This window comes from Vibrio sp. L3-7 (genome assembly GCF_963898195.1).
Classification (GTDB): domain Bacteria; phylum Pseudomonadota; class Gammaproteobacteria; order Enterobacterales; family Vibrionaceae; genus Vibrio; species Vibrio echinoideorum.
Genome location: NZ_CAWQUW010000003.1, coordinates 14,067 through 30,080 on the forward strand (window position 1 = coordinate 14,067; position 16,014 = coordinate 30,080).

The 16,014-nt window shown below is 43.6% G+C and carries 14 protein-coding genes; 5 read left to right on the plus strand and 9 right to left on the minus strand.

Annotated features, from left to right (window positions below; genetic code table 11):
- Positions 1 to 265: 265 nt before the first annotated feature.
- From AACW75_RS03455 to AACW75_RS03465, 3 genes are all read right to left on the minus strand, one after another.
- A complete protein-coding gene (locus tag AACW75_RS03455) occupies positions 266 to 913 on the minus strand; it encodes a DUF2987 domain-containing protein (protein ID WP_102553744.1) in 648 nt (215 codons plus the stop codon).
- 121 nt (positions 914 to 1,034) lie between these two features.
- Positions 1,035 to 1,883: a glucosaminidase domain-containing protein gene (locus AACW75_RS03460; protein WP_145568428.1), complete on the minus strand. Its 849-nt coding sequence runs from the start codon at positions 1,881 to 1,883 to the stop codon at positions 1,035 to 1,037.
- Complete coding sequence (locus AACW75_RS03465) at positions 1,876 to 2,718, minus strand: hypothetical protein (RefSeq protein ID WP_135458222.1); 843 nt, start codon at positions 2,716 to 2,718, stop codon at positions 1,876 to 1,878. Before AACW75_RS03465 ends, AACW75_RS03460 begins: the two co-directional genes overlap by 8 nt.
- 330 nt (positions 2,719 to 3,048) lie before the next feature.
- Here AACW75_RS03465 and potA point away from each other — a divergent pair, with 330 nt between their 5' ends.
- From potA to AACW75_RS03490, 5 genes are all read left to right on the plus strand, one after another.
- Positions 3,049 to 4,164, plus strand: coding sequence for a spermidine/putrescine ABC transporter ATP-binding protein PotA (gene potA / locus AACW75_RS03470; protein ID WP_135458220.1), 1,116 nt, complete (start codon positions 3,049 to 3,051; stop codon positions 4,162 to 4,164).
- Positions 4,148 to 5,005, plus strand: coding sequence for a spermidine/putrescine ABC transporter permease PotB (gene potB, locus AACW75_RS03475; RefSeq protein ID WP_135458218.1), 858 nt, complete (start codon positions 4,148 to 4,150; stop codon positions 5,003 to 5,005). The genes potA and potB overlap by 17 nt, the downstream gene beginning before the upstream one ends.
- Positions 5,005 to 5,775 (plus strand): spermidine/putrescine ABC transporter permease PotC, encoded by a 771-nt coding sequence (gene potC, locus AACW75_RS03480; RefSeq protein ID WP_017074300.1) that lies wholly within the window; start codon positions 5,005 to 5,007, stop codon positions 5,773 to 5,775. Before potB ends, potC begins: the two co-directional genes overlap by 1 nt.
- Positions 5,776 to 5,923: 148 nt before the next feature.
- Complete coding sequence (locus AACW75_RS03485; protein ID WP_135458216.1) at positions 5,924 to 6,958, plus strand: extracellular solute-binding protein; 1,035 nt, start codon at positions 5,924 to 5,926, stop codon at positions 6,956 to 6,958.
- Between the two features lie 218 nt (positions 6,959 to 7,176).
- Positions 7,177 to 8,214 carry an extracellular solute-binding protein gene (locus AACW75_RS03490; RefSeq protein ID WP_145568426.1) on the plus strand — a complete coding sequence of 346 codons (1,038 nt, stop codon included), beginning with the start codon at positions 7,177 to 7,179 and terminating at the stop codon, positions 8,212 to 8,214.
- 131 nt (positions 8,215 to 8,345) lie between these two features.
- Here the strand turns inward: AACW75_RS03490 and cobB are convergent, their stop codons facing one another.
- From cobB to AACW75_RS03520, 6 genes are all read right to left on the minus strand, one after another.
- The gene (gene cobB / locus AACW75_RS03495) at positions 8,346 to 9,080 is read right to left on the minus strand and encodes a Sir2 family NAD+-dependent deacetylase (RefSeq protein ID WP_017074303.1); all 735 of its coding nucleotides are present in this window, start codon (positions 9,078 to 9,080) and stop codon (positions 8,346 to 8,348) included.
- Between the two features lie 307 nt (positions 9,081 to 9,387).
- Positions 9,388 to 10,608 carry an ammonium transporter gene (locus tag AACW75_RS03500; RefSeq protein WP_135458212.1) on the minus strand — a complete coding sequence of 407 codons (1,221 nt, stop codon included), beginning with the start codon at positions 10,606 to 10,608 and terminating at the stop codon, positions 9,388 to 9,390.
- Positions 10,609 to 11,036: 428 nt separating this feature from the next.
- Positions 11,037 to 11,453 (minus strand): hypothetical protein, encoded by a 417-nt coding sequence (locus AACW75_RS03505; protein ID WP_102553737.1) that lies wholly within the window; start codon positions 11,451 to 11,453, stop codon positions 11,037 to 11,039.
- Entirely contained in the window at positions 11,437 to 12,519 is a 1,083-nt protein-coding gene (locus AACW75_RS03510) for a formate dehydrogenase subunit gamma (protein ID WP_135458210.1), read from the minus strand. The genes AACW75_RS03505 and AACW75_RS03510 overlap by 17 nt, the downstream gene beginning before the upstream one ends.
- A gap of 13 nt (positions 12,520 to 12,532) precedes the next feature.
- Positions 12,533 to 13,141, minus strand: a complete 609-nt coding sequence (fdh3B, locus tag AACW75_RS03515) for a formate dehydrogenase FDH3 subunit beta (protein WP_010440854.1) — start codon at positions 13,139 to 13,141, stop codon at positions 12,533 to 12,535.
- Between the two features lie 11 nt (positions 13,142 to 13,152).
- The gene (locus tag AACW75_RS03520; protein WP_017073272.1) at positions 13,153 to 16,008 is read right to left on the minus strand and encodes a formate dehydrogenase subunit alpha; all 2,856 of its coding nucleotides are present in this window, start codon (positions 16,006 to 16,008) and stop codon (positions 13,153 to 13,155) included.
- Between the last annotated feature and the right edge of the window lie 6 nt (positions 16,009 to 16,014).

Genomic DNA, 16,014 nt, shown 5'->3' on the forward strand with positions numbered 1-16,014 from the left:
TGTAGATTGCTAGTGGGACTGTTTTAGGGCGTGGATTATACGGATTTTTATTTGAGGTTTAAATAGTAACGGAAGGATAAACAAGCTAAGCGATAGAAAGATTCTGCAATGTCATGTGATAAATCAGTAAATGTACGGGAAATTGTACTGAATCAGAACACTGGTTATTGAAACAAGATTTTTTGTCAGTATGAAATGAAAAGCAGTGCCTCATTTTTATGGGCACTGCTTCTTTTACTATTGTCGAAACTTAATGAAGTTCGAACTATTGAGCTGGAATGTAGGGAAGAACGCGTACCGTCGCTTCCGGAAGTGTAATGCTGCTCCCTTCCAACTCAGCCACAGTAAACTTAGCGCGCCCTTCATTAATTTGGATTTGTTTGCCATTAGACAGCTCGATGTTACCTTCAAGTTTGTTAGCAAACTCGAGTGTTAAACCTTCCACGTCAGGGGTAAACCAGCTTGAAAACATACCGCTTACATCTTCTAGCATCGCTTGCATCTGTGGTAGTAAGCTCTCTATCTGTGCAATCTCTACTTTGCCAGTTAAAGGCTCCTGAGTCATAACAACTAAAGAGTACGCACATTCTTGTTCTTGAGTCTGAACAAAGATAAGAGGGTTTGCTGAACGCAAGTTTTTATCTACCGGCAGAAGCAGTTCATGCACTGGAGACACTTTGAGTTCTTCATAGTGCTCTTCTTTTTCCATCCAAGCTTTGCTGATATGACAGATTTTTTGAGCTTGTTGATCGACAAAGAAGACCGCAACTTTGACATCATCGTGCCCTTCTTTGGTGTTATTTTTAAGCTGAGTATAAAGTTTAGAATACGTGAACATGTATTCTTGCGCCAAAACTGGAAGAGAAGCCACAAGGGTTAGTGAGGCGAATAAAGCGAGTGCTGTCTTTTTCATTATTATAATCTTGTTGAAGTTGAGCGTTTATAAATAGAAAGAGCAGCTGTGAGCTGCTCTTTTGTGACTTTGCTTGGCAGAAACCTATGATGCAAGGTAACCAAACCGATATCAAATCGAGTTACTTTTTCCAGTATACCTTGTTGTGACGAATCATAGCTTGTAAATCAGTCACATAGTCTGAACCTCGCTCAGAATATTTTAATAGGCCATTGGTTAGCTCTGTAGCGGTTTCAGTTGTCAGCAAATCATCACCCTTTTCAGCGAGGTTCACTCGAATAGCTCTTAAATCAGCATAAGCACGGTTGCGGTTAAGGTTCATGAAGTAACGATGAACAGACTCTTGGCTTGAAGAGAATGTCGCGACTTCATGTGAACTGCCTTCGTTACGTTGTAATGGGACGAGTCCGCAACCTTTTGTATAACACCAATGGCCAAAGTAGTTATTGGCTTTGGTCGCGAAACGCGATGTTCCCCAAGCTGACTCGTTAGCAGCTTGTGTGAGCACAAGCGCCTCTGGCAATACGTTTACGCGACTGAGCATCTCGGTTAACCATGCTTTATCTAAACCTGAAGGTGACACTGGTAAATTGTATAACTTCCCTAACCTTTTTGCATACAACGTGTCTTCCGAATCTGTATTGCTTAAACCAGATTCTGAAATTTTGGTCAAAAACGCTCGCTCTTTGACGATACGCTTATTTTCAATGTTGATGCTAGGACGTAAGAACGAAAAGAATGCGTCTTTTTTTTCGTTCACATCTTCGATAGCTGTAAAATTGGGTGTGCTTGAAGCAACGGTTAAGTCACCAAATTGGTTCGTTGAATTGGAACTTTGGTCTGCCGTACGTCGACGTTCCTCTTCTTGATAAATGTATGGACCAATCAGTGAGATAGAACCAACGATCGCTAGAGCCGTCACTTTAAGCGCTAGAGACTTACCAACGCCTGCTTGATCATTATTACGCATCGAACACCTGAGGGTTTTTGTTGTTATCGTCGTTGTTGCTGCCACTTTCGTTGTCATGATCATTGTCGTCATCGTTATTTGTTCGATCTGACGCAATAACCTTTAACTTAATACCAAACATTTCACGATAAAGAATGCCTTTCACATGGAAAAAGAATGGAAGAACAAAGATTAGACCAATGCCGTACATCATAGCCGCAACGATGAACATCAGCATAACCACTAAATAGATAGATGCGACGGTGAAGATCTTCTTATTCACTGCTCTCAGCGAAAGCAATAACGACTGCATCGGTGGCACTTTTTTATCACAAATCAATAGAATTGAGTGACTGAACGCCAGTGAGAAGTAGATAGAAAGAAACGGTAAGAGCATTCCGGCTATGCCTTGAAGCATCAGGCTGAACAAAGTCACTAGTATTACTGGGACAGTAAATTGTAGACCTTTACCGATATGACGAGTCTTGGTTTGCAAGCCTGCCGCGTGGCTCATAGCCATTAGACTAATACCCGCGTAAATAGGAGCACTGACCACTTCGTAGCTAAAGTTAGCAATGAAAATAGATTCAACAATCTGTGGGGTAAACGCTTCTGGGTCGATAACGGCATCTAGAATGACGGCAGGGTCACCCAGTTGTAATTTCAATGCGATATAAAAAATAGCCAGTTGCACGAACATTAGAGCAACGATCGCGGGAGAAAATGAAAGGAAGTGACCGACGGTATGCTTCCAAGCTTCTTGGAATACAGCCGTTGCTTTCAGCTCATAATCACCTGAAAGAGCTCGGTCGATGCTACCGCCTAAATTAAAATCTTTTTCGATGTCGTTGTTCATAATGATACCTAGGTGCGCTTACTTTATCGAAGCCACCTAACTTATTGATAAAAAATTGGCTTCATTATACCCATATGTCGGCTACAAACTAAAATATGAATCTGTAACAAGGCTTGCTTTTACGTCTTAATGGTTAATAATTAGACACTTATTGGGGTGTAAACCTTGTAAATTACAGTATGGTAAAGGATGTTTACTTTTACCTGCGAAATTTTTTGTCTACTAATGATAAAAAATGCTTTGAATTCACGTTTTTGGTGATTATGATGCGCGCCTTAAAAGTGTATAGCAACAGGTCTCAAAAAGAACCAAGGTGGAGAAAAACAGACGTTGAACGCTAAAAAATCAGTAGGAAAGCCAGTCGTACAGCTTACTGGCATTAGTAAAAGTTTCGATGGTAAGCAAGTCATCGGCAATCTTGATCTAAATGTAAATCATGGTGAGTTTCTCACGATCTTAGGACCATCAGGTTGTGGTAAAACAACGGTACTAAGAATGATTGCGGGTTTTGAAACGGCAGATAGTGGTCAAATACTATTAGCGGATCAGAATGTAACCCAAGTTCCTGCTGAACAAAGGCATGTTAACACTGTATTCCAAAGCTATGCCCTATTCCCACATATGACCGTTTTCGACAATGTGGCATTTGGCTTACGCATGCAGAAAGTTCCAAACACAGAGATTGAACCTCGTGTAATGGATGCTTTGAAAATGGTGCGCTTGGAACAAATGGCGCAACGAAAGCCACACCAACTATCTGGTGGTCAACAACAACGTATTGCAATCGCTCGTGCTGTTGTTAATAAACCTAAAGTTCTTTTGTTGGACGAATCCCTGTCTGCCCTTGATTACAAACTACGTAAACAAATGCAGATCGAGCTTAAACAATTGCAACGTCAACTTGGGATTACGTTCATTTTTGTAACGCACGACCAAGAAGAAGCACTGTCCATGTCTGATCGTATTATTGTTATGCGTGATGGTGTGATTGAACAAGACGGAACACCAAGAGAAATCTACGAAGAGCCCAAGAACTTATTTGTTGCTCGTTTCATTGGTGAAATTAACGTATTCGAAGCGACAGCGAAATCTCGTCAAGATGAGAAGCGCATTATTGCGACAATCGAAGGCGAAGAGTCAATTATCTATCACGATAAAGACGTATCACCAGGTCAAAAGTTGCAAGTACTACTTCGCCCTGAAGATCTTCGTCTTGAAGAAATTAAAGAGTCGGAACAGCGTTCTATTGTTGGCCATATTGTCGATCGAACCTACAAAGGCATGACGTTAGATTCAGTAGTTGAACTTGAATCTGGTATGCGTGTCATGGTTAGCGAATTCTTCAACGAAGATGACCCTGATGTTGATCACTCACTGGGCCAAAAAGTTGCAGTAACTTGGGTTGAGAGTTGGGAAGTGGTATTAGAAGATGAGCAAGAAGTTTAATTTACAAAACGCGATTGTTGCTTTAATCACAGGTTGGCTGGTTCTGTTCGTGATGATTCCAAACATCATGATCATCGGAACGAGCTTCTTAACTCGTGATGAAGCGAATTTAATCGAGATGACTTTCACTCTCGATAACTACTTGCGTTTAGCTGATCCGTTGTATTTTAAAGTGCTTATGCACTCTTTCTATATGGCGATAGTCGCAACTCTGCTTTGTTTAATTATTGGTTACCCGTTTGCCTACATAGTGGCAAAAATGCCGGTTAAATGGCGTCCAATCATGTTGTTCTTAGTGATTGTGCCATTCTGGACTAACTCTTTGATTCGTACTTACGGCTTAAAAGTGGTTTTGGGTACTCAAGGTGTTTTGAACAAAGGTTTGTTAGCGTTAGATATTATCGATAAACCACTTCGTATTATGTATTCAGAAACGGCAGTAATGATCGGTTTAGTGTATATCCTGCTCCCGTTCATGATTTTGCCGTTGTATTCAGCGATTGAAAAGCTAGACGATACTTATTTAGAAGCGGCTAAAGACTTAGGTGCGAACAAACTTCAAACGCTATTGAAGGTTGTTTTACCTCTAACGATGCCAGGCATTATCGGCGGTTGTTTACTTGTATTGCTCCCTGCGCTTGGAATGTTCTACATTTCAGACTTGTTGGGCGGAGCTAAGAACTTGTTGATCGGTAACGTCATTAAGAGCCAAGTGCTGAATGCTCGTGATTGGCCGTTTGGCGCCGCAACCAGTATTGCACTGACCACCGCTATGGCTGTGATGTTGTATGCCTACTACCGAGCAGGCAAGCTATTGAACAAGAAAGTGGAGCTAGACTAATGGGTCGCACAGTTAAGTTCAGCTTTATGGCGTTGGTGTACGCTTTTCTATACCTACCAATTATCGTATTGATTGCGAACTCATTTAATGCCAATAAATTTGGTATGAAATGGGGTGGCTTCACGACAAAATGGTATGACGCATTGATTAACAATGACAGCCTAATGCAGGCTGCATGGCATTCGATCAACGTAGCGGTATTCTCAGCAACAGCTGCCACGATTGTAGGAAGCCTAACCGCTGTTGCCCTATTCCGTTATCAATTTAAAGGTAAAGGTATCGTCAACGGCATGCTGTTCATCGTAATGATGTCGCCTGATATTGTGATGGCTATTTCGCTTCTTGCGCTCTTCTTGGTAATGGGTGTGCAACTAGGGTTCTTTACCCTACTTGCCGCGCACATTACGTTCTGTCTGCCGTTTGTTGTAGTAACAGTTTACAGTCGCTTGAATGGTTTTGATGTGAAGATGCTTGAAGCAGCAAAAGATCTAGGTGCAAGTGAATGGACTATTCTAAAGCAGATCATCCTGCCTCTTGCTAAACCTGCGGTCGCTGCTGGCTGGTTATTGAGCTTCACTCTGTCTTTGGACGATGTGATCATCAGCTCTTTCGTAACGGGCCCGACGTATGAAATATTACCACTGAAGATTTACTCGATGGTTAAAGTAGGCATCTCTCCAGAGGTGAATGCTCTAGCAACAATGATGTTGGTGGTATCGTTGATACTGGTGATCATTTCTCAGTTGTTAGCGAGAGAAAAAGTTAAGTAAGCCTCCTACTCTATTAAGAGACTGACTTGATACGAAGTTAAGATACTTCAAGTTCAAAAAAAGTGTTATTCATAAACAGAATGGTAAATTGCCATTCTGTTTTTCTATCTAGTGCCTTTGGGCAACGTTTAGTTTGGAGCTAACGTCAATGAAAAAATGGGCTACTCTATTGGCTGGTAGTGCATGTGCGCTTTCAATGTTATCTGCACCATCGTTTGCAAAAGATGACAAAGAATTGGTATTCATGAACTGGGGACCTTATATCAACAGTGAGATCTTAGAACAGTTCACGGATGAAACGGGCATCAAAGTGATTTACTCAACTTACGAGTCGAATGAAACTTTGTATGCCAAATTGAAAACACACAACAAAGGTTACGACCTTGTGGTTCCATCGACCTACTTCGTGTCTAAAATGCGCGATGAAGGCATGCTTCAAAAGATCGACAAAACCAAGCTGAACAATTTCAAGAATCTAGATACAAACTACCTAGATAAGCCATATGACCCAAACAACGACTACTCTATTCCACACGTCGTTGCTATAACTGGCCTTGCTGTGAATACAGATATGTACGATCCAGAAGATTTCCAAAACTGGGCTGACTTATGGAAGCCAGAGCTCGAAGGTCAACTGATGATGATGGACGACACTCGTGAAGTGTTCCACATTGCTCTACGTAAGCTGGGTTACTCAGGTAACACAACAAACGAAAAAGAAATCGATGAAGCCTACGCCGAGCTACAGAAATTAATGCCAAACGTTTTGGTATTTAACTCTGACAACCCAGGTACGCCATACATGTCTGGTGACGTTGGCTTAGGTATGCTTTGGAACGGCTCTGCCGCTGCTGCGCAAAACGAAGGGTTACCGATTAAACTGGTTTTTCCTAAAGAAGGCGGTATTGGTTGGGTCGATAATTTTGCAATCAGTTCTGGCGCAATCAACATAGAAGCGGCTCATAAGATGATCGACTTCCTACTTCGTCCGGAAATTGCAGAACAAATCTCTCGCGATACTGGCTATTTAACAGCAGTGAAAGCATCAAACGAGAAGTTCAAAGACAGCCCTGCTCTGTTCCCTTCACAAGAAGATCTTGACCGTGTTGAATGGCAAGCAGCGGTTGGTGATAAGACCGTGAAGTATGAAGACTACTTCATGAAGCTTAAAGCGGGTCAGTAAGCTAACTCGTTTGTTTGCTATCTAATTGGCGGTAAGTGACTGGTTTAGCTAACAACCCTGCCAGACAGCCAACAAGTTAAAAATAAGAATATCAATGAATAGGCAGCTTAGGCTGCCTATTTTGTTATATCACTGCTATAATTCAGCGCGATTTTTAGAAATCCTTTTACTTTGGGTTCACTACCCAGCTCCAAATCAAACAAATGAACGGAACAGTAATGAAAAAAACACTGTATACCGGCGCATTGTGTGCTGCTACTTTACTTTCGACACCCTCTTTCGCAGCTGACCAAGAATTGTATTTTTACAACTGGTCTGAATATATTCCAAATGAAGTATTAGAAGACTTCACAGAAGAAACCGGCATCAAAGTCTATTACTCAACCTATGAGTCTAACGAAAGCATGTACGCTAAGTTAAAAACTCAAGGTACGGGTTACGACTTAGTGGTTCCTTCTACTTACTTCGTTTCAAAGATGCGTAAAGAAGGCATGCTTCAAGAGCTTGATAAAACTAAGCTAAGCCACTTTGCAGATTTGGATCCAAACTACTTAGATAAGCCGTTTGACCCAAACAACAACTACTCGATCCCATACATCTGGGGTGCGACTGGTATTGGTATCAACTCTGATATGCTAGACAAGTCTTCAGTTAAAAACTGGGGTGACTTGTGGGATACGCAGTGGGAAGGCCAACTAATGATGATGGATGACTCTCGTGAGGTTTTCCATATCGCACTGTCTAAACTGGGTTACTCTCCAAACACGACTAATCCTGAAGAGATCAAAGAAGCATACGAAGAACTTCGTAAGCTAATGCCAAACGTATTGGTATTTAACTCTGATTTCCCTGCTAACCCTTACCTAGCTGGTGAAGTGTCTCTTGGTATGCTTTGGAATGGTTCTGCTTACATGGCACGCCAAGAAGGCGCAACTATCGATATCATCTGGCCAGAAAAAGGCACGATTTTCTGGATGGACAGCCTAGCTATCCCATCTGGCGCTAAAAACGTTGAAGCAGCGCATAAGATGATCGACTTCCTTCTTCGTCCAGAAAATGCAGCGAAGATTGCTCTAGAGATCGGTTACCCGACTCCAGTTAAAACGGCTTACCCTCTTCTTCCTAAAGAATTTGCTGAAGATAAGAACGTTTTCCCACCGCAATCTGTGATGGATAACGGCGTATGGCAGGATGAAGTTGGCGAAGCGAGCGTTATTTATGACGAGTACTTTCAAAAGCTTAAAGTGAACAACTAAGTTACTGTTAGTTTGTCAGTTCAATAAATGAATAAAGCGGCGTAAGCCGCTTTATTTTTATCTAAACTTTTTCAGATTCAGATTCAGATTCAGATTCAGAAACTGATGCGTTTTCTCTAATCACTGGCTGGCTAGGCCGTTAAAGACCCTTTCTCAGTACACAATAACTCTCCGACGAGCTTCGGTACCTCGATACTCGCTTTTCCATAGCGCTTTTCTTCAAATTCACTCTCAACCGCACTGGGTTCTAGATTGATTTCAATCGTATGTGCGCCATGCATTTTAGCATCATGAACAAAACCTGCCGCTGGATAAACCACACCTGACGTGCCGATAGAGATAAACAAATCAGCTTCTTCTAACGCTGAATAAATGTCACCCATTCGTAACGGCATTTCGCCGAACCAAACAATATGTGGCCGCATTTGCGCTGGGATTTGGCAGCAATGACAAAGCTCTCCGGTATGGATATCATCTTTATGCTCAAGCACTTGATTTGACTCACTGCAGCGCGCCTTAAGAAGTTCGCCATGCATGTGAATAATATTGTTACTCCCGCCTCTCTCGTGCAGGTTGTCGATATTTTGAGTAATGACAGTCACTTTGCCATCTAGTTTGGCTTCAAGCTCTCCTAGCGCCTTGTGGGCAGAATTAGGAAGGATACTTTCACTTTGTAAGCCATGACGACGTTTGTTGTAGAATGCTTGCACCAAATCTGGATCTTTCTCAAACCCCTCTGGTGTCGCGACGTCTTCGATTTTATGGTTTTCCCATAATCCGTCTTGTGCTCGGAATGTTTGTATTCCTGACTCCGCAGAGATGCCGGCGCCAGTAAGAATTACGATATTTTGATATGGGAAATGCATACAACGTCCTTTTCAATATGTCACTTTGTAACAGCTTAGCACTGTTCAAATTCCAACAATAGTTTTAGGGATTAGACCATAGTCTTAGCCAACTGAATTCATTGGTTATTTGTGACATAACTCGCTCGATATCGGCGGATTAAGATTGAGCAGGCACAAAAAAAGCGACCGAAGCCGCTTATTATTGTTTATTAAACCAATGTATATGAATCAAATGTTTTTCAGGCAAAGTCGTTCAAACCGTTGACGCGACTTCTTTTCAAATGATTGCCTGTTGAATTGACTGATTGCTAAAACGACTAATCGACTAGTCTTCGTTGATCGACGAGATCTTATGAATTGAAAGATCCGCGCCGTTGAATTCATCTTCTTCACTCAAGCGTAGGCCTGTCACTTTGCTAAGAACGCCGTAAACAATCAAAGCGCCAATCAGTGCAACAGCGATACCCGCTAATGTACCTACAACCTGAGACGCAAAGCTCACGCCCCCAAGCCCCCAGAATGCTTGCTGGCCGAAGATACCTGCCGCAATGCCACCCCAAGCGCCACACACGCCGTGCAGAGGCCACACACCGAGTACATCATCGATCTGTGTTTTGTTTTGCAGGTAAGTAAATAGGTAAACAAACAGCGCGCCTGCCACGCCCCCTGTAACCAAAGCGCCAAGTGGGTGCATTAGATCTGAACCTGCACAAATTGCGACTAAACCTGCCAAAGGACCATTGTGAATAAAGCCTGGGTCATTTTTACCTGCGACTAGAGCTGCAAGAATACCGCCAACCATCGCCATTAATGAATTCATCGCAACTAAGCCACTGATGCCATTGATTGCTTGAGCAGACATCACGTTAAAACCAAACCAACCCACACATAAGATCCAAGAACCTAGTGCTAAGAATGGGATGTTAGATGGTGCGAAGTTAGTGTGTTTACCTGCACGAATACGGCCTTTACGCATACCTAAGAAGTAAACCGCGACCAAAGCAATCCAACCTCCTACACCGTGAACCACAACAGACCCCGCGAAATCATGAAAGCCATAACCAAACTGAGCCTCAAGCCACGCTTGGAAACCAAAGTTGCCGTTCCAGATGATGCCTTCGAAGAAGGGGTAAACGAAACCAACCGTAAATAAAGTGGCGATAAGGATTGGATAGAAACGAGCACGCTCTGCAATACCACCAGAAACAATGGCAGGAATGGCGGCTGCAAACGTCATTAAGAAAAAGAACTTAACCAACTCATACCCATTGCCTTGCGATAACGTCTCTGCGTCAGCAAAGAAATGTGCGCCGTAAGCGACCCAATAACCGATAAAGAAATAAGCAATAGCAGAAACGCCGAAATCCGAGAGGATCTTAACCAGCGCGTTCACTTGGTTTTTCTTTCTTACTGTACCTACTTCCAAAAATGCAAAGCCTGCGTGCATTAAGAAGACCATGATGGCGCCTAATAATAGAAATAGAGTGTCTGAACTCTGCGTCAAGCTCTCTACTGCGCTATGAACTTGGGTAACCGTTTGACTCATTAAAGCTTTCTCCCTTAGCTTCGTCTCAATTGCACTAGATTCGTGCGAATTGATGCTGCAATTAATTAAAGACTCAACAGTCAATGCAAGATATGTTCCAACTCGTCGGTGTAAATTTCGTGCAATAGAGTTTGACTTTAAGTTTCTGATTATTATTAATTAATTATTTTGGTGCACTTTATTGGTTCTCAAATTTAGCGGAAAGCTTAAGATTCATTGCACCAATTAAGGGGGTTGCACCAGATTGAAGCATGCAACGTTGTGTGACTTTAGATAAGCGTTAACCCAAAACAAAAAGCCCAGTGACATTGATCACTGGGCTTTGCTTTTCATCACTAATTACCAATTACCAATTACTAATTGTTAATTGCTTTCTTCGATAACGAACCAAGCGTGGTTCATTTATCCAAACCGCTTATTTACATCAATTACAGGTTTGGTCCTGTTGATGGGTTCTGCGGTAGATTCTGACTTAAACGTTGCATACCTTGATACATACGGATAAACCAAACCACGATCGCGACACCACCAAACAACATACCTACGTAAGGAATGTAGTAAGCAATTTCATCAATAAAGTGGTTTTGATACCAGTAATCGTTAACGCCAATCAACACGCCGTTAGACGTTGCCACTGTAACGATGAGCACTACAAAGAACGTCAGGTTTAAGAAGAACGAACGAATCAATCCATAATAATGAGTATCAACGACTTCGCCATCTTCACCTTTATCCAAACGATAACCCGCATACACGATGGCAATCACACCCGAGAGAAGACAAGTAAATGGCGTAAAGCAACTTAGTATATAAGCGACCCAAATACCTTTATGAGGTTTGTTCATTCTTCACCTCTTTACTATCAACAGCTTTGTCTGTATCAACATGATTAGCGTTTTGCTCACTACCTGTTTCCTCTTGGGCCATCACTTCTTTGTACCAAAGATCATGATGTTCTTTTGCCCAAGTTTCATCAACTTCGCCTGTCACCATGCCTTCTAATGCACCTTCCATACCGAACAAACCGATATAGATATGGAACACGAAACCACAGATAAGGATAAGAGCGGCGACCATATGAACAAGGTTTGAAAGTTCCATATGACGACGTGTTTGTCCAAAGATTGGGAAATCCAACACTAAGCCACTGATCGCTGCAACACTACCCATGACAATCAACAGCCAAAATAGCGCTTTTTCACCCGCGTTTGAGAATTCAGCCGATGGATGAGAACCTTTATGTTTCCCGACCATACCACCTAGTTTCATGAACCACTGGATATCCACCATCTTGAAGATCGACTTTCGCCACCACTTGATGAGTACACCCATCAATAGAACATAGAAAATCGGACCTATGTAGTTGTGGTATTGCTTCGCTAACATAACGATGAAGCCCCACAAATCGGTTGGGATATATGGTTTCAAGAAGTGTTTGCCGTAAACCAACATCAAACCACTGAAAGCCAGCGTTAAGAAGGTAAATGCCATACTCCAGTGCAACGCACGATCCAATCGAGACCAACGTTTGATCTTGCGACCCGTTCTTGGCGCGCTTAGCATCAGCGGTCCAATCACAACGTACATTAGCGTGACGAAAGCAATACTGCCAAAGATAGCGACGGCACCAGCTGGCGACATCCACTTTTCTTTCAATATGTACCACGTTTGACCTGGAGTACTGATTAACACACCGTGCTCAGCAGATTGTGATGTGGTGTAACCCTCCTCACCATTTCTTACTTGTCGCCAAAAATCAGCACCAGCAAGTTGGGTCACTTCTCTTTCAGCGGAGCTCGCTTGAGTTTGTGATGAGTTCGTCTCAGATGCATGGCTCAAAGGAGACAGCATTGTTAGTGCTGCCAACATTGGCAGCACAACAAGGAAGAGACGCTTAAACATTGTAAGCATATGTCTCTCCTAACTAGCTCTTCATCGCATCGTAAGAAAGGTCGTTGCCGTCTGTCCAACCGGCACCTTTCGCACCGCGTTCTACAACACGCTGACGGAAGATATCAGAGACTTGCTCAGCATCACCTGCAAGCAGCGCTTTTGTCGAACAAAGCGAAGCACACATTGGTAGCTTGCCTTCAGCAATACGGTTCGCACCGTACTTCTGACGCTCTTCAACAGAACCTGGCTCTGTTTCTGGGCCGCCAGCACAGAAGGTACATTTATCCATCTTACCGCGCTCACCAAAGGCTTCCTGTTTAGGGAATTGAGGTGCGCCAAAGGGACAAGCAAACAAGCAGTAACCACAACCGATACATAGATCTTTATTGTGAAGTACGATGCCGTCTTCTGTATGTTCAAAACAGTCTGCTGGACAAACTGCCATACAAGGTGCATCAGTACAGTGCATACATGCTACTGAAATAGAGTTTTCACCCGGTTCACCGTCGTTCAGTGTTACAACGCGGCGACGTTGAATACCCCATTCAAGAGCATCATCATTTTCATTCTTACATGCAGTGACACAACCGTTACATTCGATACAACGTTTGGTGTCACAAAGAAATTTCATTCTAGCCATTTTAAGACTCCTTACGCTTTACGAATATTACAAAGGGTTACTTTCGTTTCCTGCATCAACGTGACAGGGTCGTAACCGTATGTGGTTGCTGTGTTTGCAGCTTCACCAATAACGTAAGGATCAGTGCCTTCTGGATACTTAGAACGCAAATCTTCGCCTTGGAACTTGCCACCGAAGTGGAATGGTAGGAATGCTAGGCCAGGTTTCACACGACGAGTCACCATCGCTTTCACCTTAATTCGACCTTTCTCAGCACCTTCAACCCAAACATCATCACCATCTTTGAAACCGATGTCGTTCGCGTCTTTCGGGTTCACTTCAACGAACATCTCTTGTTGAAGTTCGGCTAGCCATGGATTAGAACGTGTCTCTTCACCACCTCCTTCGTACTCAACCAGACGGCCAGACGTAAGAATAATCGGGTATTCACCAGACTTGTCTTGGTCTTGAATCGACTTGTAAAGCGTAGGAACACGGAAAATCGCTTCTTTATCATCCCACGTTGGGTAGTCAGCAACTAGGTCACGACGTGGTGTGTAAAGTGGTTCACGGTGCAGTGGAACTCGGTCTGGGAATGTCCAAACAATCGCACGCGCTTTCGCATTACCAAACGGAATACAACCATGCTTGATAGCAACACGTTGAATGCCACCAGAAACGTCAGTCTTCCAGTTTTTACCTTCAGCAGAGGCTTTTTCTTCTGCTGTTAGGTCGTCCCACCACCCCAGTTGTTTCAGCAGTTTGTCACTGAATTCTGGGTAACCATCTTTGATTTCGCTGCCTTTCGAGTAGCTGTCTTCAGCCAATAGGTTTTGACCTTCAAATTCCACACCGAAACGCGTACGGAAGTTACCGCCGCCCTCTGCGACAGGTTTAGACGTATCGTAAAGGATATGCGTACCTGGGTGTTTCATTTCTGGGTTGCCCCAACATGGCCAAGGCAGACCGTAAGTCTCGCCATTTACAGGGCCACCTTCTGCAGCAAGCGTTGTTTTGTGGAACGTGTGCCAATTTTGTTGGTGCTCTTTCAAACGCTCTGGGCTTTGACCTGTGTAACCGATCGTCCACATACCTTTGTTGAATTCACGAGTGATGTCTTCAATCAATGGTTGGTTGTTCTCAACACGGATGTTTTTGAACAATTGATCAGAGAAACCAAGCTTCTTAGAAAGAAGGTACATGATTTCGTGGTCAGGCTTAGATTCGAACAGAGGATCAACCACTTTGTCACGCCACTGTAGAGAACGGTTTGATGCCGTTACACTGCCGTAGGTTTCAAATTGAGTGGTTGCAGGAAGCAAGTAAACGCCGTCGGTACGATCGTTCATTACTGCCGCGACCGTTGGGTATGGGTCAACGATAACCATCATATCCAGCTTCTGCATCGCCTTCTTCATCTCTGGACCACGAGTCTGAGAGTTCACCGCGTGACCCCAGTAGAACATGGCACGGATGTTTTCGCGTTGACGAATCTTGTCTTTATCTTCAAGCACGCCATCAACCCAACGAGATACAGGAATACCTGCACTATTCATTGGTTTTTGACCGCCGTATGCGTTGTCGTCGAAACGCCCTTTTACCCAGTCAAAGTCGATGTCCCAAACTTTAGACCAGTGGCGCCAAGAACCTTCAGATAGACCGTAGTAACCTGGAAGCGTGTCAGACAATACGCCAAGGTCAGTTGCGCCTTGTACGTTATCGTGACCACGGAAAATGTTTGCACCACCGCCTGATTTACCAATGTTACCTAGAGCAAGCTCAAGTACACAGTAAGCACGCGTGTTGTTGTTACCAGTAGTGTGTTGAGTACCACCCATACACCAAACGATACAACCCGGACGGTTTTCAGAAAGCAGTTTTGCTGTGTGGTAAACGTCTTCTTCGCTAACGCCGGTTACACGCTCAACTTCTGCTGGGCTCCACTTTGCAACTTCTTCACGGATCTCGTCCATGCCGAATACACGTTGGCGGATGAATTCTTGGTCTTCCCATTTGTTAGCAAAGACATGCCATAACACACCCCAGATAAACGCAACATCTGAGCCTGGGCGAAGAGATACATAGTGATCAGATTTCGCAGCAGTACGCGTACGACGAGGATCCGCAACAACGATCTTACAGTTGTTCTTCTCTTTCGCGATCAGGATGTGTTGCATCGCAACCGGGTGAGCTTCTGCAGGGTTTGAACCAATGAACAGCATCGATTTACAGTTGTGCATGTCATTGAACGAGTTTGTCATTGCACCGTAACCCCAAGTGTTCGCAACACCGGCTACTGTGGTTGAGTGACAAATACGTGCTTGGTGGTCAACGTTGTTGGTACCCCAAAGCGACGCCATCTTACGGAATGCATAAGCTTGTTCATTACTGTGTTTTGCACTACCCAAGAAGTAAACTGAATCAGGCCCAGACTCTTTACGAAGTTCTAGCGCTTTGTTACCGATTTCTTCAATCGCTTGTTCCCAAGAAAGCTTCTTCCACTTACCGCCTTCCAATTTCATTGGGTACTTAAGACGACGTTCACCGTGGCCGTGCTCACGAAGTGCTGCACCTTTCGCACAGTGTCCACCAGCGTTGAATGGGTGATCGAATGCAGGCTCTTGACCTGTCCAAACACCGTTTTGAACTTCAGCGTAAATACCACAACCCACAGAACAGTGAGAACAGATAGTACGTTTCACTTCTGTTTTCGCTTCTGGATCGACTGATTTAGCCTGTGCTTTCTTCATCATGCCCGGTGCGAATAGACTTGCGCCTACTACCGCGCCACCAGCCGCTAATGAAGTGTTTTTCATGAAGGCGCGACGAGACACACCTAGCTGATTAGTTTCTTTGCTCACACTATCGGAGCGTTTGACAAGTTTCATCCGTTA